This is a genomic window from Polynucleobacter sp. QLW-P1DATA-2, from assembly GCF_001870365.1.
Lineage (GTDB): Bacteria > Pseudomonadota > Gammaproteobacteria > Burkholderiales > Burkholderiaceae > Polynucleobacter.
The window spans coordinates 804,846-826,873 of sequence record NZ_LZMQ01000003.1 but is presented as its reverse complement, the minus strand read 5'-3'; the positions used below and the strand labels follow the sequence as shown (position 1 = coordinate 826,873).

Annotated in this window: 23 protein-coding genes; 3 read left to right on the top strand and 20 right to left on the bottom strand. The window is 40.6% G+C overall.

Features of this window, described 5'->3' with window-relative positions:
• Nucleotides 1-7: 7 nt before the first annotated feature.
• Genes A9236_RS06845 through rfbF form a run of 11 tightly spaced genes read right to left on the bottom strand, consistent with a single transcriptional unit; the run spans nt 8 to nt 11,270 of the window.
• Nucleotides 8-1,963 (bottom strand): hypothetical protein, encoded by a 1,956-nt coding sequence (locus A9236_RS06845; RefSeq protein WP_071467820.1) that lies wholly within the window; start codon nt 1,961-1,963, stop codon nt 8-10.
• Nucleotides 1,950-2,891 (bottom strand): glycosyltransferase family 2 protein, encoded by a 942-nt coding sequence (locus A9236_RS06840; RefSeq protein WP_071467819.1) that lies wholly within the window; start codon nt 2,889-2,891, stop codon nt 1,950-1,952. Before A9236_RS06840 ends, A9236_RS06845 begins: the two co-directional genes overlap by 14 nt.
• Before the next feature lie 11 nt (nt 2,892-2,902).
• Nucleotides 2,903-3,283, bottom strand: a complete 381-nt coding sequence (locus A9236_RS06835) for a GtrA family protein (RefSeq protein WP_071467818.1) — start codon at nt 3,281-3,283, stop codon at nt 2,903-2,905.
• A gap of 52 nt (nt 3,284-3,335) precedes the next feature.
• The gene (locus A9236_RS06830; protein ID WP_071467817.1) at nt 3,336-5,141 is read right to left on the bottom strand and encodes a thiamine pyrophosphate-binding protein; all 1,806 of its coding nucleotides are present in this window, start codon (nt 5,139-5,141) and stop codon (nt 3,336-3,338) included.
• A 2-nt stretch (nt 5,142-5,143) separates the two neighbouring features.
• On the bottom strand, nt 5,144-5,989 hold the full coding sequence (locus A9236_RS06825) for an acyltransferase family protein (RefSeq protein WP_369821199.1): 846 nt from the start codon (nt 5,987-5,989) through the stop codon (nt 5,144-5,146).
• A 26-nt stretch (nt 5,990-6,015) separates the two neighbouring features.
• On the bottom strand, nt 6,016-6,465 hold the full coding sequence (locus A9236_RS06820; protein WP_143070591.1) for a hypothetical protein: 450 nt from the start codon (nt 6,463-6,465) through the stop codon (nt 6,016-6,018).
• Entirely contained in the window at nt 6,455-7,507 is a 1,053-nt protein-coding gene (locus tag A9236_RS06815; RefSeq protein WP_071467814.1) for an NAD(P)-dependent oxidoreductase, read from the bottom strand. Before A9236_RS06815 ends, A9236_RS06820 begins: the two co-directional genes overlap by 11 nt.
• Complete coding sequence (locus tag A9236_RS06810; RefSeq protein ID WP_083398920.1) at nt 7,500-8,165, bottom strand: HAD-IA family hydrolase; 666 nt, start codon at nt 8,163-8,165, stop codon at nt 7,500-7,502. The genes A9236_RS06815 and A9236_RS06810 overlap by 8 nt, the downstream gene beginning before the upstream one ends.
• Nucleotides 8,166-8,224: 59 nt before the next feature.
• Nucleotides 8,225-9,316 (bottom strand): N-acetylneuraminate synthase family protein, encoded by a 1,092-nt coding sequence (locus tag A9236_RS06805; protein WP_071467812.1) that lies wholly within the window; start codon nt 9,314-9,316, stop codon nt 8,225-8,227.
• A 56-nt stretch (nt 9,317-9,372) separates the two neighbouring features.
• Nucleotides 9,373-10,494, bottom strand: coding sequence for a CDP-glucose 4,6-dehydratase (gene rfbG, locus A9236_RS06800; RefSeq protein ID WP_071467811.1), 1,122 nt, complete (start codon nt 10,492-10,494; stop codon nt 9,373-9,375).
• A 2-nt stretch (nt 10,495-10,496) separates the two neighbouring features.
• A complete protein-coding gene (rfbF, locus tag A9236_RS06795) occupies nt 10,497-11,270 on the bottom strand; it encodes a glucose-1-phosphate cytidylyltransferase (protein ID WP_071467810.1) in 774 nt (257 codons plus the stop codon).
• A 304-nt stretch (nt 11,271-11,574) separates the two neighbouring features.
• On the opposite strand from rfbF, the gene A9236_RS06790 reads away from it, so the two are divergent.
• Nucleotides 11,575-12,573: a hypothetical protein gene (locus A9236_RS06790; RefSeq protein ID WP_071464655.1), complete on the top strand. Its 999-nt coding sequence runs from the start codon at nt 11,575-11,577 to the stop codon at nt 12,571-12,573.
• Nucleotides 12,574-12,579: 6 nt separating this feature from the next.
• Here the strand turns inward: A9236_RS06790 and A9236_RS06785 are convergent, their stop codons facing one another.
• The 4 genes from A9236_RS06785 to A9236_RS06770 form a co-directional block, all read right to left on the bottom strand.
• Complete coding sequence (locus A9236_RS06785; protein ID WP_071464654.1) at nt 12,580-13,959, bottom strand: hypothetical protein; 1,380 nt, start codon at nt 13,957-13,959, stop codon at nt 12,580-12,582.
• Nucleotides 13,960-13,974: 15 nt separating this feature from the next.
• Entirely contained in the window at nt 13,975-14,943 is a 969-nt protein-coding gene (locus tag A9236_RS06780) for a GDP-L-fucose synthase (protein ID WP_143070590.1), read from the bottom strand.
• Between the two features lie 50 nt (nt 14,944-14,993).
• Nucleotides 14,994-16,121 (bottom strand): GDP-mannose 4,6-dehydratase, encoded by a 1,128-nt coding sequence (gmd, locus tag A9236_RS06775; RefSeq protein WP_071464653.1) that lies wholly within the window; start codon nt 16,119-16,121, stop codon nt 14,994-14,996.
• 101 nt (nt 16,122-16,222) lie between these two features.
• Nucleotides 16,223-17,728: a mannose-1-phosphate guanylyltransferase/mannose-6-phosphate isomerase gene (locus A9236_RS06770; protein ID WP_071464652.1), complete on the bottom strand. Its 1,506-nt coding sequence runs from the start codon at nt 17,726-17,728 to the stop codon at nt 16,223-16,225.
• A gap of 101 nt (nt 17,729-17,829) precedes the next feature.
• Here A9236_RS06770 and A9236_RS06765 point away from each other — a divergent pair, with 101 nt between their 5' ends.
• Together A9236_RS06765 and A9236_RS11075 are read left to right on the top strand one after the other, a co-directional pair.
• Nucleotides 17,830-18,603, top strand: a complete 774-nt coding sequence (locus A9236_RS06765; RefSeq protein ID WP_071464651.1) for a DUF5672 family protein — start codon at nt 17,830-17,832, stop codon at nt 18,601-18,603.
• A 9-nt stretch (nt 18,604-18,612) separates the two neighbouring features.
• Nucleotides 18,613-18,759 carry a hypothetical protein gene (locus A9236_RS11075; protein ID WP_161485609.1) on the top strand — a complete coding sequence of 49 codons (147 nt, stop codon included), beginning with the start codon at nt 18,613-18,615 and terminating at the stop codon, nt 18,757-18,759.
• 41 nt (nt 18,760-18,800) lie between these two features.
• Here A9236_RS11075 and A9236_RS06760 read toward each other — a convergent pair whose 3' ends face one another.
• The 5 genes from A9236_RS06760 to plsY all read right to left on the bottom strand — a co-directional run bounded on the left by A9236_RS06760 (nt 18,801) and on the right by plsY (nt 22,014).
• Nucleotides 18,801-19,340 (bottom strand): HPP family protein, encoded by a 540-nt coding sequence (locus tag A9236_RS06760; RefSeq protein WP_071464650.1) that lies wholly within the window; start codon nt 19,338-19,340, stop codon nt 18,801-18,803.
• 155 nt (nt 19,341-19,495) lie between these two features.
• Nucleotides 19,496-19,801, bottom strand: coding sequence for a high-potential iron-sulfur protein (locus A9236_RS06755; protein WP_071464649.1), 306 nt, complete (start codon nt 19,799-19,801; stop codon nt 19,496-19,498).
• A gap of 367 nt (nt 19,802-20,168) precedes the next feature.
• Entirely contained in the window at nt 20,169-20,951 is a 783-nt protein-coding gene (gene folE / locus A9236_RS06750; RefSeq protein ID WP_083393428.1) for a GTP cyclohydrolase I, read from the bottom strand.
• Between the two features lie 17 nt (nt 20,952-20,968).
• Nucleotides 20,969-21,340: an MAPEG family protein gene (locus tag A9236_RS06745; RefSeq protein ID WP_071464648.1), complete on the bottom strand. Its 372-nt coding sequence runs from the start codon at nt 21,338-21,340 to the stop codon at nt 20,969-20,971.
• 41 nt (nt 21,341-21,381) lie between these two features.
• Nucleotides 21,382-22,014, bottom strand: coding sequence for a glycerol-3-phosphate 1-O-acyltransferase PlsY (gene plsY, locus A9236_RS06740; RefSeq protein ID WP_071464647.1), 633 nt, complete (start codon nt 22,012-22,014; stop codon nt 21,382-21,384).
• Nucleotides 22,015-22,028: the final 14 nt, after the last annotated feature.

The following is a 22,028-nucleotide window of genomic DNA, read 5'->3' as shown; positions in this document are numbered from 1 at the left end:
CAAACAATTATCGATCCACTCTCTTGTAAATTGAAAATATCGGGTAATTCGAATTTATGATAGTTGGGTTGTAATTATCTACAAAATTAATAAATTTAAAGCCATTTGCAAATTCAATCTCATAAATTTTCTTCGTAGAGTTCATTAACTTTACAGAACTAATTGAATAATTAGCAATCAGGTCATCAAAGTTGATAGCGCTACATTTTTGGCATTCAATGACTGCAAGGATCGGTGAGTCAATATCACTGCTTTTTGAATCGACGGTTCCCATGGGTCGAGACCATATCAATTTTAGCTTTCCAGCATTTATTCTACTTAATATATGCTGATCCACTAAAGTCATAACTGATTCAGATTGCTTAAGTTTGTAATGCCCATCATAGGTCGATTTCATAGGCTTAAGCCATAAAACGTATTCTGGATTAATTTTTTCAAATTCAGAAACTGCCTCGCTTTTATATTTATTTGGCACTACGTCAAACCATAGAACCGGAAATTTAGACTTTAAATCAATATTAAAAATATAATAAAATAATGGAATATTCGGATAAATATAAAAACTATTATTTTTTAAATTTAATTCACTAACTTTTGATATAACATCATAAGAATCGGATGTTAAATTTAATCCAGCTAGATATTTGTTATCCAAATGGTAATTAGCTTGCGCAATTGAGTCCAATCGATAACCCCACCAATTGTAGGAGGCAGTCATGTATTTGGTGCTATAAAAATTTATTCCAATAATGATAAAGAAAATTGCTGATACAAGATTTCTTAAATTAATACTTATAGAACCTATTAAAGATAGCAATAGACAAAACAAAACTGCTACCCCAACCTGGAATCCTGAGAAGTTATACCCTGCAGTTAAAGTATTGCAATATAGTATTGCTATTAATGGGATGGAAAGAATACCAAAATCAATATAATCTATTCCTTTTTTTGACATGCCCCAGTATTTTATAATTCCAGATAGTAAATAAAAATACACTATCAATATACACAAATTGAAATCTTTGTTACTACATACTCTCACTCCAAGGTATATAGCCAACATAAAAATAATAATTTTTATGATTTTTACGTAGTTAAATTTGGTCGATATACGATCAAAATCTGATTCTTTAATGAAATTTAACCACCCGCCATCTTTTATAGAAAAGCAGGCATAAAATGCAAGCAGCGATAGAATTATTTGTATTGTTGATTTTTCAGACAATACTCTGGATATAATTGTTATTATTCCGCCCTTGGCATCATTACCTATGTAAGTAGATAACCACCCCAATCCATTTGCATTTGTATATAAAAATAAAAATGCAAATACATAAATTGTAAATAATGCTGCGCTTATTAGTTTATTTTTGAAATTTCCTTTGATTGTAAAAAATATGAAGTAGTTAGCGATAAATAATATAACTCCATAATTTTGCTTGGTTAATAATATTCCCGACGTAAATAAACCTAGTGCAATTATTGAATAAAACTTTTTTGTTTTATAAAAATAAAAGCAAGATAATAAATACAGGTTAATTAATAATTGTAAAAATAAGTGGTAGTCTTTTGTTAGATAGGTAGTAATATAGGTTGAAATTAATAGCTCGGAAATAATTACAGCTACCATACTAACAGTGAAATTGAAGAATTTTGAGAAAAAATATGCTAATGTAAAGGCTTCTAAAAAATGAATGCCAATAAATATTAGTCTGAGTATATATATATTTTCAGTAAACCCTTGAAGAAATGCAATAAAATTTATATACAAAGGTGGCAAACCTATATACAAATCTTTATATAGCTCCATGCTATTCGATTCTTTTGCAATAACCTCCCACCATCCCTCAGTTAATGGCAGGGTATTTTTAGCAATCAATAAATCAGTGCATAATAAAATTGTAATACCTATTAACACACTAATAAATTCTATATAAATATTATTATATTTACTTAATTTCAAAGTTTATTCTTTCTTTTTCTACAACTACAGGTCTTTTTTGAACATAAGAATGAATAGAGCTGATGTATTCCCCTAGAATTCCCATAAAAAATAATTGAACTCCAAATAGAAAAAATAGTGTTATGACTATTGGGGCTGAACCTAGCGGAAATGAATTCCAAAAGACTAGCTTTAATATTAAAAATATAAAAGCTGTCACGATACTAAGAAATCCCATTAGGATTCCAGAAAATGCAGCAATTCTAATCGGAACTTTGGAGTGACTGACTACTCCCAGCATTGCGATATCGAAGAGGCTATAAAAATTATTTTTAGTAATCCCACGCGATCTTCTGGGCTGCACAAATGGTAATGTTTTTACAGTGTACCCAAGCTCGCATATCAACCCTCTTAAGAATGGATATGGATCATTAATTTCTCTTAGCTGATCAAGGACTTCTTTATCGTACAGCCCAAACCCTGTAGAGTCCTTGATAATTTCTACCTCAGAAATTGCATCAAGAAATCGGTAATACACCTTCCTAAAAAAATGCATAAGTCGACTACTCTGACTAAAAGGCTTAATAGCCATAACTAACTTGTAACCCCCCTCCCATTGAGCTATAAATTCTGGGATTATCTCGGGCGGGTCCTGCAAGTCAGATGCCAAGTAGATCGCTGCCGATCCTCGACTCTGCAATATCCCATAATATGGTGATCGAATATGCCCAAAATTTCTAACATTTAGAATTACTTTAATTCTTGAGTCTTTACGGGCCAACTCTTTAAGCTTCTCCTGCGTTCCATCTACTGAACTATTATCAATAACTATAAATTCGAAGTCATAATCCAGCCCAACAATAGACTTTTTAACGCGATCTAATAGCTCCTCAATATTCTCAATTTCGTTATAGGTAGGCGTAACTATTGAAATTAATTTTTTACTCATTATCCACTTTCTCAAATTGGCTTAAATGTAATAAAGTTATGCCAAAAAAAACTAGTCACTATGGTCAATGCCACAAATAGTGTTTGAGAAATAATAGGACTTACTCCAAAAATCTCTACTAAGATTGGCAGAAAGATTAAATTTATTAATAAAATTACTGCATAAAATACCGTAAATTTTAAATACTCTTTTTTTAAATTCCCCTTCGTTCTAAAAACAAAGTATTTATTTGTAGCAAATGAAAAAGTAATACATGGGATTTGAGCTGCAAGAAGTATCTGAATATACCCGAAACCCACTGGTGATAATGCTAAATAGAGCAAAGGGTAGACCAAAAAGCCTACTAAAGTATTGACGCCTCCCGCGATCAAAAAAACGTATTTTTTTTTCATGGTCAGAGGCCATTTTCAAAATTAAAAATTTAATTTTCATGTAGTCAATGACTTATTCTTCTGGCGGCGAATCAATAATCATATTTTCACGTAAAACCTCTCTCGTCAAGAAAGGCGATAGATCCTCCAATGGGGGCGAAGTAATGCGCCCATCAGGGTGCTGCTTTGCTCCCAACTTTGGCGCAAACGAAACATTTTCATCAATCATGATTTCGCAAACACACGGCCCATTTTCCAACATAGTCTGTTCGATGACCTCTTTCATTTGGGAGTGTTTTGTTGCTTTTCTATAAGGCAAATCAAAAGCTCTGCTGACCTTTTCAAAGTTTGGAAAGGTCACCCCGCTTTTAGGGCCTCCGCCAACTTCTACACCATTAAAAAAATTACGATGGGTTTGAAAAATTGATACATACCCGCTGTTATTTAGGATAAATATTTTGATTGGGTACCTATTTCCTGATATTGTTTGAAGCTCCTGCAAATTCATCATAATGCTACCGTCACCCGCCAAACAAACGATTGACTTTCCTCCAGAGCCTTTATGAGCTCCGATAGATGCGGGCAAGTCATATCCCATGGTCGCACACCCCGAATTAGTCCAAAGCCTTTGCCCGTGCTTAAGGTTTGCAGCTTGAAAACTAACCACGCAAGCACTGCCATTGCCGGCAACAATAATTTGGTCCTCGTTCAATTCATTAAATAAGGCCTCAACAAAGCAATATGGATTTATTTTTTCACTCTGCCAATACTCTGGGAGCACAATTGGGAACCTAGCGTTTCTCTCCTTACTCCACTTTAACCACTCTTCATGCTCTTTAGTTTTTCCGGGGTAAGAAGTGCTTACCAATATTGGCAGAAAATCTTTTAAGTCCGCATGAATCGGCATTTCAGGTCTAACAGTAGGTTTTTGCAGCTCAATTGCATCAACATCAACCCAGATTTTGTAGGCCTCCCTTGCAAAGGAATTCCAGTTATAACTAACTTGGCGAATATTTAATCTACTTCCCAGAATTAGAAGCAAGTCAGCATTCTGAGCAACGAAATTACCCGCTCGATCTCCAACAGTTCCAGGGCGACCAGCATAATTTGGATGATCATTCCAGATGACATCATGCGCATTCCAGCCAGTTACCACTGGAATATCTAGTTTTTTAACTAAATTCAAAAAGGTTTCATACTGCCTACTAAGGCGCACACCACTTCCCGCAAAAATTACCGGTCTCTTTGCATTTTGAATTTTTTGCAAAACATCCTTGCAAATTATTTCCAACCCATCTCGCAAGCATAAATCATTAAGCTCAGAAGGATCAAAACTTCGCAGCGTTTCTGGATCAATTTTGGCGCCCTGAACATTCAACGGGATATCCAACCAACAGGGGCCTGGGCGCCCAGAAGACGCTAAATAGAAGGCTTTTTCTAATTCATAACGAATATCTTGCGGATCAGTCACCATCTTGCAGTATTTGGTCACAGGCCTGACTAGCTCCTCGATATCCAGCTCCTGATCCCCATACTGACGCAGAGGAAGGTTGGTACTACGAACTGTAGTTTCCCACTTAACCTGCCCAGAAATAACCACCATTCCAATTGAATCTACATAAGCCCCATACACTCCTGTAATGGCATTCGTGCCGCCAGGGCCGGAGGTTACATTTACTATGGGTAGCTGATTTGTCAACCTGTAATAAGATTCGGCCGCAATTGCGCATGCCTGCTCATGGTGATTAAATATGCAATCCAAACCTTTGTGGGTACCAAGAGAGTGATTCAAGTGCATTGCACCCCCTCCGGTAACCATAAACACATGCTTTACTCCCAGCTCTACTACTTTATTTGCTACATAATCTGATAGCTTCATTTTTAATGGTTTCTTTTATATCGAAATTTTGAAAAGCTTGTCTCAAAAAATATATTGAGAACATATGCACACGGAATAATAATTAAAGTGCTAACTAGTAGGGCTAGCAGTGAATTCTCTAAAGTTAATTCACCTGGAAAAAGCCCTCTAGTGAGTCTCTGAATTGGATCATGAAGCAAATAAATCTCATAAGTAATCAAACCAAAAAAACTAGATTTTTTTATGAATATGATCAAGTAATTTTTTAATTTTTCAGAAATATTTGTTTCAAAAATAGTGATAATCAAAAGAACACTTAAACCAGTTAAGGTTGGACCAAAATATCCAATTTTCCACAACCAATTCTTCCCTATAAATATTGAAGATACAACATAGGCGCCGAAAATATAAAACATAAAACTCAATATCAAGCCAATAAATACACTAAAAATATTCTTTCTATCTCTTGTCAAGATATAGGAAAGAATCATCCCACCAAAAAATAAATCCAAATTTCCAACGACTGGAGTCATTACAGCAGTCTTCCAGTAGTACCCCCCATCAATAAAATTTATAAGTCTGTACACCATCATGATGCCAAAAAGCAGAACCAAAAAAATAAAATTTTTAGCAAGGCTGTATTTTTTAAAGTTTAAGGTTGCAATAAGCAATGCAACTATCGGGCATATAACATAGAACTGCATCTCCGTTGCTATAGACCATAATGCCCCTACCGGGTTTAAAGGAAGAGCGCCATCATAGTCAAATAAAGCTGTGCTAGCCAGAATCCATAAATTTTTATAGTCAAATATTTCTGGTTCCAGTAAAAGGCCCCCTAAAGCTAATACCAAAAAGTAACCGGGCACGATCTTAATTAACCTATTCTTATAAAATCCTAAGATACCCTCTTTGTTGATTGGGTAGACTCCAGTAAAAAACTTTTACCCATTAAGTAGCCAGAAAGGACAAAAAATCCCCAGACTCCCATCCAAGCCGAGGGCAGTAACAGCCATACCCACTCAGAGAAAAGATGCTGCCCAAGGCTTTCTGCTTGGAAAGTTATTCCAAATCCATGCTGCAAGAGAACTAGCAAACAAAATAATGCCCTTAAAAATAAAAGTGGATCACCATTAACATATTGATGCCTCTGACCGCTAACTAGAATTGGACTTTTGTGGATTTTTTTAAGCACTACAAAAACTGATATTACAGTGAGGGCGAAAAATAATGCATGTAGACTAAAATAAAAACTCCACCCGCCAAAAGCAACAATAATTTGCCTCCACGCACCAATTAAGGAAAATACAAGAAATAGGAAAATTGGTGAATATTTATTAGCCATCATTTTTTCTCCAACCATTCCAGATCGCAGTTTGTACAATTGCATCGGCCAATGAAACCGTTCTTCTAACGCCCAACTCTTTGTAGGCCAGATCTGTATTTGGCACATAAATACCTGGATTCCAGCCAATATCTGGCTTAGCCAGAATTTCATACTCTCCAGTCCCCACCAAAGAGGATACTTTTTCCGCCAATTCACCTACAGAAATTGACTCGTCTGAGCCAACATTTAATGGGGGAAGCTGTCGTTTATCTGCCAGCATCTTAAATAACCATACAGCTAAATCTGAGGCATACAAATAAGACCGGCAAGGCAAACCATCTCCATTAACGATTACCTTCTTCATAACCATTGCATCTCGAATGAAATTGCCTGCTGCAAAATGAATATCCAAAGATAAATACGGGCCTAGCAAAGCAAAGATTCTTGCTATTGAAACTTTCAATCCAAATTGCTTCATATAGATAGCGCAGAGCATTTCAGCGGCTCTTTTGGCCTCGGCGTAAGTTGCCCTTGCATCAACGCAATTTGGACCGCCAAGCCAACTCTCGGGCACATTTTTCATTTCCCATGGCTGTTGCCCATATACCGCCCCGGAACTTAAAAATAAAACATTTTTTACATTCTTCTCTACTGCAAAATCTAACGCTCTCTTAGTGCCCTGTAGGACGGTATTAAACATCTGCAACGGATCATTCTCATTTAAGTCTGCGCTGGCGTCGGTGGCAGCATGAATAAGATGGGAATAATTTTCCGCGGGTGAGATGAAGCCCGATACATCACCCTCGATAAAATTAAATAACTCATAGTCAGCTAAATACGGCACCTTGTTTTTGAAATTAACAACACTTCTAGTCAAAATAGATGCACGAATATTTGTTTTTAGAGTTAAATTTGAATGCCTAATTGCCTCAAGCATCCAGCAACCAATAAATCCCGTTCCACCCGTTATAAATATATTTGCCGAAGATAGCTCTTTGAGCTCTCTTTCGCACAAGTCGACTATATTTTGCAGATCTTGCTGAAGACTCCAATCTTTACCCATTAATTTTTCCTTGAGAAATTAAATCCGAGACGAAAAGATCGTGAGTGCTAAATGAAATATCACTTGGCCCTAGGGTAATTTTTGGATCATACCCACCAGCAAAAAAAGCAAAGTCAATCCCTGCTGATCTAGCGGTATTCTGATCTATCAAGCTATCGCCAACATAAAGAATTTGGTTGGGATTAATTCTTATCTCATTAATGACATGTATCAGTGGCAATGGATCTGGCTTTCTTTTAGTCAGCGTATCTCCGCCCAACACAATATCAAAATAAGAATCTAAGTTAACTTCGTTGAGTACTTTTTTGCAAAGATTTTCAGGTTTATTACTACAAATTGCTAAGCGAATATTTCGTGATTTGAATACTCTTAGCATTTCAATAACGCCAGGATAGATACTATTGAATGGGGTTGGATAATCAAAATAACGCCTCCGAAATTCCGGAACAAATTGCTCCGCATCTTTTGGCGGGATATCCAATGCATTTCCCACCAAAACAGTACCCCCCTCACTGCTCCAAGATCTATAACAATCAATACCTAAAGCGTCCTTAGAGTGCTGTTGGCGCATTCCATTCAAAACGTCTGCGACGACAGGGGCGCTATCAATCAGCGTCCCATCAAGATCAAACACTATTCCACAATAAGTTGAGGTCATATACAAATAGGATTATTCGAAAGTAATCGTAGATTACTTTCGAATGTTGGTGGCCTAGACTACAAACCTCTTTTATTAAAGGCCTCAAGCATTGAGGGATCACCTGAATAAGGTGTATCCAAAATACTCACAGTGATCGGCTCATCCTTTTTGCATGATGTTAATAATTTATGTCCATATTTACCCAACATCAATTCACGACTAGATATTTGGCCTTTTTGCAAAGGAATTGCCATGTAATAGTCCTCCTCGCTCAACGTCTGCCCAGCCGCTAAGTCACGTTTTGCATAAACACCGCGCACATATGAATCCAAGTAAGCAATTTCTCGGTCAATAAAGTTTCTTCTATGGCTACCGGAGGTGCCACACATTTCTTGAGCCTTATGCCACGCTTTAAACCAAGTATCGATCTGCGCAGGCAAAGAAGAGTATGTGGCCACTTTGAAGCCGTCATCATCAATATCAATATGGCGCTCAAATGTACGAGCACCTTTGCCGTAAGCGATGTACATTGATGCTGACCAATCGTGGTATTCATGGCATGAGTATCCAATCACTAAATCTGGATACCGATGACGCAAGTAGTCAATTTGATTTAGCTCGCACTCATTATCCTCATGGGGATATGCGGCAATACAGTGGTTCAAAGATAGGGTGATGTTGCGAGACGTAAAGAAATGAACCACATCGTCCATATCTTTTTGAGTCATACCACCAGTAGAAATAATGACTGGCTTTTTAGTTGTAGCAATTTTTTCCAGCAAGGTCCAATCATTGTTATCTGCGCTAGCCACTTTAATAATTGGCATCTCAAACTCTACACACCAATCAACTGATTTCTCATCAAAGGGAGTAGACATTGGAATGCAGCCACTCTTACGAATAGCCTCTACCAAAATACCAAAATCCTCTTTTGACATTTTGGTATCCGCTAGGCGCTTAACGTAGCGAATATCGTCACGACCAACGAAATCTTTATGAACGAAATTATCGATATCTCTGAACTGCAATTTAATGGCTGTGCGCACATTATTAAAACGAGCTACCTTGGAAAAAGCGCTAATAATTTGTAATCCACGCTCTACGCTTCCCTGATGGTTACTCGCCATCTCCAGCACAAATAAATCTTCAAATATTTCGTTATTAACCATTTTTAATGCCTTAACTTTATTTAAATCACTTCATTCAATATATAAACCAACTACTTTTAACCCTTCAAATACATCTTGATTTGCTCTTGAGACAATTTTTTCACATCCACTTGATTTTGAAAGCCGCGCTGCCACTCTGTAATTTTTTGAATCGCCTGCTCAAGGCTCCACTTTGGAGTCCAATTTAAATACTGGCGAGCTTTAGAGCAATCCAGCTTTAATGAATGCGCTTCGTGAGGCTGCTCACTTTTGTCTTGAGTCCAGCTTGCTGTAGAGCCCCAATTTTTAATTAAGAGATTAATTACATCCTGCACTGATCTTGCATCATCATCACGTGGCCCAAAGTTCCAACCGCCATCAAACTTGGCACCCTCTTGATAAAGAGATTGGGCTAATACTAAGTAGCCAGATAATGGTTCTAAGACATGCTGCCAAGGACGAATAGCCAAGGGGTTGCGAATCATCAATGATTCTTTCGCTTCAAATGCTTTAATGGCATCCGGTATCAAACGATCCTCAGACCAATCGCCACCGCCAATCACATTACCTGCGCGCGCTGACGCAATAGCTACTTTATGTTGAGTATATTTATCTGGTGAAAAATATGACTGGCGGTAAGCGCTAGTGACTAACTCAGCGCAGCCTTTGCTATTGCTATAGGGGTCATGACCACCCATCGGCTCATTCTCGCGATAACCCCAAGCCCACTCTTGATTCTCATAACACTTGTCGGTAGTAACAATCACAGCGGCACGAACACAATCTAACGTACGAATGGATTCGAGCACGTGGACTGTACCCATGACATTGGTGGCATAGGTTTCTACCGGATTGGCATATGAGTAGCGCACTAAAGGTTGGGCTGCCATATGAATCACAATCTCCGGCTTGGAATCGGCCATTGCTTTTTGCAATTTATCCAAATCACGAATATCAGCAATATGAGATTGCTCAAGATCACCTTGAACCCCGGCAACTTCAAAAAAGTTGGGGGTTGTATTTGGCGCCAATGCGTAACCCGTCACCTTGGCACCCATTGAAGCGAGCCACAGAGACAACCAGCCGCCCTTAAAACCAGTGTGCCCAGTTAAAAATACCCGCCTACCATTCCAAAAGGATGGATTGACTGCAGCAATAGAAGCTCGGCTCGCAACCTCGGGGTTGGGCTGTGCGGACATTTTTATGCCCAAACTTTCCATGGAGCTTTACCACTTGCCCACAACTCTTCGAGATGTTGTTTATCACGCAGGGTGTCCATCGGCTGCCAAAAACCATTATGCGTAAATGCTTGTAGCTGACCGGAGGTTGCTAAATTTTCCAAAGGCTTACGCTCCCAAATTGTGGAGTCATCCTCAATCAGATCAATGACTTTGGGAGAAAGTACAAAGAAACCACCATTGATGTACATACCATCGCCATGCGGTTTTTCTACAAAACTATTTACGGCAGTACCGCTCATATCCAACGCACCAAAACGACCGGGGGGCTGAACTGCAGTCACGGTAGCTTGCTTACCATGCGCTTTATGAAAAGCGATTAATTTAGTGAGGTCTACATCGCCCACACCATCGCCGTAGGTAAAACAAAAATCCTCATCGCCCAGATATTGGCGCACACGCTTAAGGCGACCACCCGTTAGGGTATTTTCACCAGTATCAATTAAGGTGATTTTCCAGGGCTCTGCATATTGCTGGTGAATTTGCATGGCATTGTTGTTTGCCATATCAAAAGTGACATCGGACATATGCAAGAAGTAATTCGCAAAGTACTCCTTGATCATGTAGCCCTTATAGCCACAGCAGATGACAAATTCATTCACTCCATGAGCAGAGTACATCTTCATGATGTGCCACAAAATCGGTTTTCCACCCACTTCGACCATAGGTTTTGGGCGAGAAGAGGTTTCCTCTGCAATTCGGGTTCCTAGACCCCCAGCCAATATGACAGCCTTCATTACAACCTTTAAGCGATTAAAACCTTGATTTTACAAGAAAAAAGGGCTTTTTGACCCTATTGACGACATAATTTGGTGCATTGCAATAAATTAGTCTTTGTTCTCGAAATTATAACCAATTTTGGGGTTTGCCCCCCCTAAAACCTCAAGGTAAGACCGCTAACGCCGTTTATCGCCATCACACTTCTTGGGTCCACCCTAAACAGGTAGGATTTTCTAGTGCAACCACATAATTGAGTCAAAATAAGCTTTTCACCCATTAAATCACACCATTTCCATGCTTCACAGACCTTTTTACCGACTCATGGGGAAGCTCCTCAAAAAGTACGACCGCCGCAAAATAGCGACCAAAATCTTATTGGGTGATAGTTTTAACTACTCCATCAGGAATGCCACCTTTGTAAATAGTCGCTCCATTCTATTTGCCTGTGATGTCCATCCTGCCGATCCTCGATCAAGTCATGCCAATACCGACTATCTTGATAGCATCATCTCCAAAATAAATACCTGTACCGCCTTACAGTCCGACAATCTCATACCCTCTGTTTACGTCTCAAGCGATGGGTTAACTTACTTCGCCAAAGAAGTCCTACCAAAAATTGATCAGCCTTTTATTTTGGTGAGCGGGGATAGTGATTTACCAATTAACCACAGCATCCTTGGTATTCATTTAGAAACCTTGCTTAAGAATCCCTATTTAGTAAGATGGTTTGCGCAGAACAGGGATGTCGATGCCCCTAAAATTTTTTCTCTCCCCATTGGTATCAATATTCACAATTTGTGGGCTGATCCTCTGCAATGGGGTGGTGGCTTTATTTTGCCGGCCTTACAAGAGTTGCAGCTCAAAACGATTGCTGAGCAATCTCAGCCCTTGGCCGATCGAGAGACAAAAATATTTTGTAACTGGCACTTCTCTATTGACCGAGCCGATCGCAAGGCATGCCTGGATGTAATTGATAAAACAGTTTGTTACTTTCAGCCAGAGCCTGCACCCATGACAAACACCTGGGCGCTGCAATCTAAGTATCAATTTGTATTGAGCCCTCACGGGGCTGGCCTAGATTGCCACCGTACTTGGGAGGCTTTATTGTTAGGGTGCATTCCAATTGTGAAATCGGCAAAGATCAATGACCTGTTTAATGAGCTTCCAGTCATTTCGGTAAGCGAGTGGTCGGAAGTTAACCCAACCTTCTTAAAAAATGCCTTGCGCGAGATTGAAGCCAGGCCAGTCAATGCCGAGAGACTACTAATGCGTTATTGGATCTCTGAAATAAAACATCCTAATGAAAAACTCAATAGCTAGGACTTGCTATCCTCGGTAAAGGCAGACTGCCGTGACTAAGATATAAAAATACGTCGCCACCAAAAACCGAATATCAAAGAGCGTTCTTTCTGAACTCAGCCCTATCGCCCAGAAGCCCAGCTTTGATCCATCACTCTTTCGAGCAATCATGGGATCAAATCGCTCCAAAACCATCATCAACAGCGGCGCATAAAGTAATCCATAGAATAAAGTTCTTGATAGTGCCATCCATTTATGCCCGATAACATCGCTTGCCAAGGTATGCATTTGTGGCAGGATGCCGCCAAAAACTCCGCCATAGATCATGGTGTTATCCACGTTACCTACCCAATTATTCATGCAATAAATGGCAAATCCTAGATAGCCGAGGATTTCAATGCAAAGCATTGTTTTTTGATTGCGGGTGAAGGAATAAGAAAGGCAAATAAAGGGGGTAATTAAAATAATCCACTGAGGATGCCAGAGCACCCAACTAAAGAACAATGCATAGGAAAGAATGCAAGCAAAAATAGTGCGCCGATACCATGCTTGCGGATCAGCAGTGATGTCGAGTTTAGAAAAATATAAATATAAGCACATGGCGCCATAAGCTATGTTGGCTATGACGAAGCGTATGCTCACTGCATGGCCTGTAGCCTTAGCGCTCACCAAGCCAAAAATTTCCCCAAGAAAGATATCGCTATGCCAATACAAGGCGAACTGGATAGCGGTAATGGAAACACCTAATAGGCCATATAGCACCAAATAGATCAGACGTTTTTCTATTAACAGAACGAGTGGCAAGTAGATCAATACTGCAAAATACTTAAAAGAAATTGCCACTGAAAACCACAAAGCAAACCAATTAAAGTTTTTTGCAAAATAGGCGCGCACTCCCAAAAGCATAAAAAAGACAGCAAAAATATCGTAGCCGCTAAAGATAAATACAGCAAAAATCGCAATCGGTGAGGTGGCGAAGAGGTAGCGTGGTGGCAAGCCATCTTGATTTATTTTATTAGGGAGAGCGGTAGCGCTAATTTGCTCTGAGATTTTTCCAACCAAGCTAACGGAGCAAAAGAAAAAAACAGCCAAAAGAAGCTTGGACCAGATAGTTTGGATGGGGGTAGCCAGCATCCAAGTCTCACCCGTCACTTCAGGAAGAAGCCCTAATAATTTAAGCGGGATATTCCATAGCGCAAAGAACCAATAAAAAATCGGGAGGTAATTGTTATCCCCCATACGCGATTTGTTGTAATCATAAAAATCCCAAAAATGCCCATAAAGGAAAGCAAATGAGGAGCTATTGGTATGCGTGAGGTCAGACTGCTTAAACAGCAAAAAACAAAGACATAAAGAAATTGCATACACCGCATAATCAAACTTGGAAAGTTGAGAGGGCAATTTCATTGGGGGATGTAAAAACTATTGCCCATCAAATGCTAAATACGCTTGGACAAGACCCTCTTCTAGGTTGACCTTTGGCGTCCAGCCTAGTTCATTTAATCGCTCAGAGCTCATCCACTTTCTAGGAGCGCCATCAGGTTTGGTGGAATCAAAAACAATATTGCCTCTATAGCCCGTTGCCTTTGCCACTGCTTGCGCAAGCTCATTGATAGTCACATCGCTGCCATAACCTACATTGATATGACTTTGCATTGGCTGCGTTTGACTATCGTATGTTGCTTTATCTAGATGCATGACAAACACGGATGCAGCTGCCATGTCATCAACATAGAGAAATTCTCTTCTGGGTTTGCCTGTACCCCAAATAACAACCTCTGGAGCATTATTGATCTTTGACTCATGAAATCTTCTAATTAAGGCTGGTATTACATGGCTGTTTTCTGGATGATAGTTATCTCCGGGACCATACAAGTTAGTTGGCATGACTGATCGGTAGTCCACACCATGGCTTTGGCCATATTGACGGTTATAGCTTTCACACATCTTGATACCAGCAATCTTTGCAACGGCATAAGGCTCATTGGTGGATTCAAGCTTGCCAGTGAGAAGGGCATCCTCACTCATTGGCTGTGCAGCCAGCTTAGGGTAAATACAACTAGATCCTAAAAATAAGAGTTTTTTGACGCCAGCTTTAAACGCCTGATGGATGACGTTATTTTGTACCATCAAGTTGTCATAGATAAATTCAGCAGGGAAAGTATTGTTCGCATGAATACCCCCTACTTTAGCTGCAGCTAAGTAGACTTGATCAGGCTTTTCTTGTTCAAAGAATGCTTTTACCGCTGCCTGATCTGTAAGATCCATTTCTGCATGCGTGCGAGTCACAATATTATTAAAGCCCTTGGCTTGCAGATTTCGGACGATGGCTGAGCCAACCATACCGCGATGGCCGGCAATATAAATCTTTTGGTTCAGATCCTTACTCACGTATTTACTTGCCAGGGTTTATCTTAATTTTTTAGATTGAGTTTTTGAGATTAATTCTCTTTACCGACAGCCACAGAGTAGCCATGCTTTTCCAGGAGAGCATGCTGCTTAGCCTTCTCTAGATCGCTAGCCACCATTTCGACGATCATTTGATCGAGAGTGATTTCTGGAACCCATCCCAACTTTGTTTTTGCTTTAGTTGGATCACCCAAGAGTGTCTCAACTTCAGTTGGTCGATAGTAGCGTGGATCAATTTGGACAACCACATCACCGACTTTTAGAGCTGGGGCTTTATCGCCTTCAATGGCTGCAACAATTGCTTTTTCATTTTCTTCTTTACCCTCAAATTTGAGGGTGATACCGAGTTGTTTAGCACTACGGATAATAAATTCACGAACAGTGAACTGCACACCAGTTGCAATCACGAAGTCTTCCGGCTTATCTTGTTGAAGCATCAACCACTGCATACGCACATAGTCTTTAGCATGACCCCAATCACGCAAGGCATCAATGTTGCCCATAAATAAACATTTCTCAAGGCCTTGGGCAATGTTTGCCAATCCACGGGTCACTTTACGAGTAACAAACGTTTCACCACGACGCTTAGACTCATGGTTAAACAAAATACCGTTGCAAGCGTAAATGCCATAAGCTTCACGGTAGTTCACGGTAATCCAATAGGCGTACATCTTTGCAACCGCGTAAGGGCTTCTTGGGTAAAACGGGGTGGTTTCTTTTTGTGGTATTTCTTGCACCAAACCATAGAGCTCAGAAGTAGAAGCTTGATAAAAGCGGGTTTTCTTTTCTAAGCCCAAAATGCGGATAGCCTCCAACATACGCAGTGGACCAATTGCATCTACGTCTGCTGTGTACTCAGGAGACTCAAATGAAACTGCCACATGAGATTGAGCGCCTAAGTTGTAGATCTCATCAGGCTGACATTCTTGAATAATGCGCACCAAATTGCTGGTATCAGTTAAATCGCCATAGTGAAGAATGAGATCAGGGTGGTTGATATGAGGATCTTGATAAATATGATCAATACGCTCAGTATTAAAAGAGGAGGCGCGGCGCTTAATGCCATGAACAATGTAGCCTTTTTCTAACAAGAACTCAGCTAGATAAGAGCCATCTTGTCCGGTAATACCAGTAATTAACGCTACTTTTTGCGTGGTCATTTTTCTAGCCCCGTTTACTTTTCTATTCTTATTACTTGTTTTACTTCAATTATTGCTTAATTAAAGTCATTATAAATTTAATACCAATGATTCTTAGCTTTCTAACTTCTGCCGTAAGTATCTTCAAACCGCACAATATCATCTTCACCCAAATAGCTGCCCGATTGCACCTCGATAATCTCTAGCGGTGTCTTACCAGGGTTAGCCAAGCGATGTGTTTGGCCTTGTGGAATATAAGTACTTTGATTTTCAGTCAGAATCAGCACCTTATCGCCATTGGTGATTTCTGCTGTTCCTTTGACTACGATCCAATGCTCAGCGCGGTGATGATGCATTTGCAACGACAAACTGGCACCTGGCTTTACCTGAATACGCTTGACCTTAAATCGCTCGCCTTCATCTACGCTGTCATACCAACCCCAAGGTCGTGATACCTTGCGATGGAGATTTTTCTCTTCACGCTTTTGTTGCTCTAGCTGAGTTACGATACTTTTGACATCTTGACTATTCCTACGATCAGCCACCAAAACAGCATCTGCAGTCTCAACAATGATGAGATTTTCTACTCCAACAGCGCTCACTAAACGCGTGCTGGCATGCACTAGAGAATTTTTTGTATTGCTTAGCAAGGTATCGCCGCTAGTCACATTGCCATCTTTATCATGCGCACCGACCTGCCATACTGCATCCCAAGCACCAAGATCATTCCAGCCTGCATCGAGCGCGACCATCTTGATTGGATATTTTGAATTTGGGCACTTCTCAATCACGGCATAGTCAATCGACTCACTCGGAATTTGATTAAATAATTTGGGATCTGGCCTTACAAATAGTGCATCTCCAGACGTGTCGGCGGTTTTGTCTTGCCAAGCTTTTTTGCTTGACTCAAGGATGTCTGGACGAAACTCAGTCAAGGCAGCCAACCAAACGCTGGCCTTGAGAACAAACATGCCGCCATTCCAAAAATAGCCGCCCTCTTTGAGATATTGAGCGGCTGTATTGGCATCAGGCTTTTCGACAAAGCGCTCCACCACAAATCCTGAGGGATCTTTGTTAAGCTCGCCAGATGATTGAGCTTTAGTTTTGATATATCCATACCCAGTTTCTGGCGCGGTAGGCGTTACACCTAAAATAGCAATGGCTCCACTTTGCGCAATGCTGACTGCTTGATGCAAAGCGCTGACAAAAGCATTTTTGTCCGTTACCGTTTGGTCCGCAGGAGTAACCACCAAAATAGGATCGTTACCCATTTCTTGAGCTTGAAGCGCTGCAATGGTTAATGCAGGTGCGGTATTTCTGCCAGAGGGCTCTAACAATAAAGTTGCTTGTAAGTTTTTGAGTTCACGCAACTGGTCTAGAGCCAAGAAGCGATGTTCCTCGTTGGTGACTATTAATGCCTTGGCAAGAGAAATGTCTAATGCCCCAACTGAGCGGACACGCTCAATAGCCTGCTGAAACAGACTTTGCTTAGATTCATCAGCAGAAAGTACTAAAAACTGCTTAGGAAAACCTGCTCTTGATAGAGGCCAAAGACGAGTACCAGAGCCACCACATAAAATCACGGGGATTATGGGGGTGTTTTGGGTGTTTGTCGTAATATCAGTCACAGATTATGTATTTTGACGAAATAACCCTTATTGTAAGGCCCATTGGGTCTCATTTACCCCAATCTACCCCCTTCAGCTAGCTTCTTTATAAATCCCTAGAAATGCCCTCCACCCCTCACCAGCGCTATGTGACAGCGGTTCCTGTTTACAAGACCATACCCACCAAAACTGAGACTCTTTCCCTGCTCCAGTTGCGGGAACTAGATATTGCGAATGTGACCCTGGTTTGCCCTGAGGGTCTGAATATTCAGTATTACCTGGATTTATGGCCTGATCTACAGGTGCAGCGCTATTCACCAGAACATTTTGTCAGCGTGCAAAGCTATAACGATTTAGTGATCAGTAGCGCTTTTTATCAAGCATTTGCAAGCCAATACGAATATCTACTCATTTATCAGCTCGATGCATTTTTGTTGAGCAATCAAATTCTCACATTTTGTAATCAAGGTTACGACTACTATGGCGCCCCTTGGAAAATTGGTTTTCCACAATATCGCTTCCTATTCAATCGCTGGCCAATAAAAGTAAATACAAAACGTTTTCATGTTGGAAACGGCGGCTTATCCCTACGCAAGATTTCTTCTACGATGGATTTACTCCAGCGCAAAGAAGGTCACATTAGCAAAACCTTCTTCATGGAAGATGCGTTTTTTGGCTACTGGGGCTCGGTAGATCAATATTTTCATGCATGTCCAATACTCACAGCCGCCCAGTTTTCCCTAGAAATGGATCCAAGCTACTGGGTCGAAAAGACTGGCATGCTGCCGATGGGCTTTCATGGTTTTGAAGTATGGCATCAAGATTTTTATAATAGCCTTCTTCAAGAAAGCTATGCAAAGCTTTATGAAAAATACCCGCAATTAAAAAATAGCTAGGAGCTAAAAATGACAACAAGTAATACACCAAAAATTAATGTACGCAATTCGGTAATCGAATGCGCCCAATCCTTGAAAAAAGAAAATGCCGGCAAGTATCACAACTATGGCATTAAAGACTGCATCGCATCAATCGCTGCAACCAAAACTAAATAAGCTTTATTACAGTAAAGAGTTAGCCCAGAAAATAGGCCTCATTACTGAGGTCTATTTGGGTAGCGCTTACCAGTCAGGTTGCTATAAACTGCACCTGCAAGTACTAGCAAGATGGAATCGATCATCACCGGGAAAAAAGCGTAGCGATAGTGTGTTACATGACCTAGGATTGCGATGAGTGCAACTGCGGCAGCTGGCGGATGAAGGCATCGTAATACGAACATCCCCAAGATGGATAAGCTAGCCGCAATTGGCATCGCCAATAATGGCTCGCGTATGAGTATGGCTGCGCTAATCCCAATAAATGCAGATAAGGTATTGCCCGCTATAACTGCCCAGGGTTGCGCCATCGGACTGCCTGGCAAAGCAAACACCAATAAAGCACTTGCACCCAGCGAAGCCATTAACCATTCATCTATGCCTGTGAGCTCGCCTAGTAATTTGGCGATGGTAAAGACCAATATCAACCCAACAAATGCACCGGCACAGGATCGCAGGCGTTCGGCCCAACTTACCTCAGGCTGATCTCCGCCAAAGTAGAACGAATAATGTTTGATGAGGTATTTAGCTGTATGTCTCATATTTATAACCTCAAAGAGGTTTTTATTATTTATTGCATTCCACCATAAACCTGAGATCTTGGATAGCCTCGATATTTTCAGGAAATAAAAAGACCGCTGTAGCGGTCTTTTTATTAGTCAAAGCAGTGAACTGCTTCTCGGTACCTAGGCGATGCTTAAGCTTTTTTAGCATAAGCAGAGCACCAACCTTTAGCAGAAACTTGCTTGCCTGCAAATAATGGACAGCCGCCACTTGCTGCAGCACCACCCTGAAAAAGTGCACAGTTACTGCATGCTTGACCAGCGGCATACTTGGCATACTTTGCTTTATCTACTTTGGTGGCATCAGATTTGTAACCCAATGCAGCAGCTTGTGGATCAGTATCAGCAACCATTGCTTGAGCTTGAACTTTGCCGTTCAAAGCTAAAGTACAGGCACCGGCAGCAGACAAAATCATAAATTGGCGACGACTATTTTTCATGGGTTCTCCAAAAAGTAAGACAACAAAAAGTTACACAGTTACAAAACTTTGTTGATCATAGTGGAGAAGATTTGCACTTGCTAGCAAGCTTGTAAGCTACTGATTTATATACAAATATAGATGAGAATTGTTCTCACCAAAACTTCAGCCAAAAGAAGTTATTTCCAGCCCTTCAAATTCATGCAACCTGCACGCTGTCGTAGATAAACCCCGCTACCTGTTTCTGGGTAGTCTTCTTGACACTCTCTGAGATCCTTCCGGTAAGTAACTTGATTATTTTTTGAGGCATCTTCGTTTTTACTAGGCTCACTAATACAATCCGTGAGAAGAAGCAAGGTAATCAGAAAACACGAAAATCTCATTTCAATTATTTTCGATCAATCAAAGCTAAAAATTCACGGCGTAGATTGGAGTCCTTCAAGAAAGCACCGCGCATCACACTATTAATCATCTTAGAGTCGCGATCTTTTACACCTCGCCATTGCATACAGAAGTGATCGGCATCCATCACAACCGCTACACCAATCGGCTTAATTTTCTTTTCCAACATATCTGCCAATTCGACGACAGCTTCTTCTTGAATCTGCGGTCTACACATGACCCATTCTGTTAGACGTGAGTATTTAGACAAGCCAATTAAGGCAGACTCCTTGCTTGGTAATACTCCAATCCAAATACGGCCCATGATCGGGCAAAGGTGATGCGAGCATGCACTCCGTACGGTAATTGGCCCAATAATCATGAGCTCATTAAGGCGACTCACATTGGGGAATTTCGTAAGTGTTGGCTGCTCTACGTAACGACCATTGAAGACTTCTTGCACATACATCTTAGCCACACGCTGGCTTGTATTACGGGTGTTATGATCGTTTTCAGTATCGATCACTAAGCTCTCCAAGACAGCCTGCATCTTTTGTGACACCTCTTCAACCAGCCCCTCTAACTCGCCCGGTTTAATAAATGCAGCAATATTGTCATTGGCATGAAAGCGTGCTTTTTGTGCTTCGATACGACGGCGTATCACAACCGAAAGTGGAAGACCGGACTCATCTTCCTTGGTGGTAACTTTTTTCGTCGCTGATTTAGTTGGCACAGACTTCTTAGCATCAACCTTAGCGGCTACTTGTTTAGATGTTTTTTTGACTGTCATATTAGTGGTTGTTCTATTTAGATCTGAAAGAAGATGGAGATGACACAAATAAGCCCTAGCAACCAAACAATCGATCTAGTAGTGGGCCAATTTGCGATGTAGCAAACGAGATATGCAATCCGAGCAATAACAAAACCAATAGCAAGAAGATCAACTCTGGCCTGAGGTGCATTAGCGATACCGGCAATAATCACTGCCGCAAAAAAGAGTGGCAGTGATTCAAAGAGATTAGCTTGGGCAGCATTAGCGCGCGCCCTAAAGCCTATTTGCTTAGCTAACCATTGCCTTGGCATACTGTTGTCATATTGCTCAAAGCCCTTCTTGGCAATGCCAGCGGCAACATATGGGAATAATCCCATAAATAGAATGCAGGCATAAGCGATTGTCATGGAGATACTTTCTTTACTGTTGAGCTACTTTAGCAATCACCTCAGGTCTTACTCTTCTTAGAACCGATACGACTCTCGGTGCCATTAAGTAAGTTTTTAATATTGCTACGATGACGCCAAATCAAGAGAATACAAACTAACAAGAGTGCAATTCCCAACGGCTGAAAGCCAAATAGGAATACAAAATAGATAGGTCCAAAAACGGCTGCAGCCAATGCAGCTAAAGATGAATATCTCAGGAATACAGCCACAATAATCCAGGTGCTTAAGGTAGCGGCGCCAAGGATTACATTGACGCCAAATAAAATTCCGCAAGCTGTAGCGACTCCTTTGCCACCTTTAAAGCCATGAAATATCGGAAATAAATGTCCCAGAAAAACGGCAAGCACTACGCCACACAAGACCCAAGATCCTATAGTGCTCGTTAACGACTGATCACCCAATAAGACTCGCGCAAGCATGACTGCAAAGTAACCTTTGAGTGCATCACCCAGAAAAGTGAGCGCGGCCGCTAATTTATTGCCAGTACGCAACACATTGGTAGCACCAGGATTACCGGAACCATAAGAATGGGGATCGGGTAAGTTCATACACTTACTCACCACAACTGCAAATGAAATAGAGCCAATGAGATAGGCAATTGGAATGAATAAAAAATCTAAGGTCAGAGTCATAGCATCATCTTAAT

Bases quoted from the DNA above. Each gene is read 5' to 3' on its own strand.
- rfbG (WP_071467811.1), bottom strand. From the start codon at position 10,494: ATGTCCGCACAGCCCAACCCCGAGGTTGCGAGCCGAGCTTCTATTGCT.
- A9236_RS06765 (WP_071464651.1), top strand. From the start codon at position 17,830: ATGCCCTCCACCCCTCACCAGCGCTATGTGACAGCGGTTCCTGTTTAC.
- rfbF (WP_071467810.1), bottom strand. From the start codon at position 11,270: ATGAAGGCTGTCATATTGGCTGGGGGTCTAGGAACCCGAATTGCAGAG.
- A9236_RS06805 (WP_071467812.1), bottom strand. From the start codon at position 9,316: ATGGTTAATAACGAAATATTTGAAGATTTATTTGTGCTGGAGATGGCG.
- A9236_RS06760 (WP_071464650.1), bottom strand. From the start codon at position 19,340: ATGAGACATACAGCTAAATACCTCATCAAACATTATTCGTTCTACTTT.
- A9236_RS06815 (WP_071467814.1), bottom strand. From the start codon at position 7,507: ATGGGTAAAGATTGGAGTCTTCAGCAAGATCTGCAAAATATAGTCGAC.
- A9236_RS06835 (WP_071467818.1), bottom strand. From the start codon at position 3,283: ATGAAAAAAAAATACGTTTTTTTGATCGCGGGAGGCGTCAATACTTTA.
- plsY (WP_071464647.1), bottom strand. From the start codon at position 22,014: ATGACTCTGACCTTAGATTTTTTATTCATTCCAATTGCCTATCTCATT.
- A9236_RS06810 (WP_083398920.1), bottom strand. From the start codon at position 8,165: ATGACCTCAACTTATTGTGGAATAGTGTTTGATCTTGATGGGACGCTG.
- folE (WP_083393428.1), bottom strand. From the start codon at position 20,951: ATGACAGTCAAAAAAACATCTAAACAAGTAGCCGCTAAGGTTGATGCT.
- A9236_RS06785 (WP_071464654.1), bottom strand. From the start codon at position 13,959: ATGAAATTGCCCTCTCAACTTTCCAAGTTTGATTATGCGGTGTATGCA.
- gmd (WP_071464653.1), bottom strand. From the start codon at position 16,121: ATGACCACGCAAAAAGTAGCGTTAATTACTGGTATTACCGGACAAGAT.
- A9236_RS06820 (WP_143070591.1), bottom strand. From the start codon at position 6,465: ATGATGGCTAATAAATATTCACCAATTTTCCTATTTCTTGTATTTTCC.
- A9236_RS06755 (WP_071464649.1), bottom strand. From the start codon at position 19,801: ATGAAAAATAGTCGTCGCCAATTTATGATTTTGTCTGCTGCCGGTGCC.
- A9236_RS06840 (WP_071467819.1), bottom strand. From the start codon at position 2,891: ATGAGTAAAAAATTAATTTCAATAGTTACGCCTACCTATAACGAAATT.
- A9236_RS06790 (WP_071464655.1), top strand. From the start codon at position 11,575: ATGGGGAAGCTCCTCAAAAAGTACGACCGCCGCAAAATAGCGACCAAA.
- A9236_RS06745 (WP_071464648.1), bottom strand. From the start codon at position 21,340: ATGACAATCGCTTATGCCTGCATTCTATTTATGGGATTATTCCCATAT.
- A9236_RS06830 (WP_071467817.1), bottom strand. From the start codon at position 5,141: ATGAAGCTATCAGATTATGTAGCAAATAAAGTAGTAGAGCTGGGAGTA.
- A9236_RS11075 (WP_161485609.1), top strand. From the start codon at position 18,613: ATGACAACAAGTAATACACCAAAAATTAATGTACGCAATTCGGTAATC.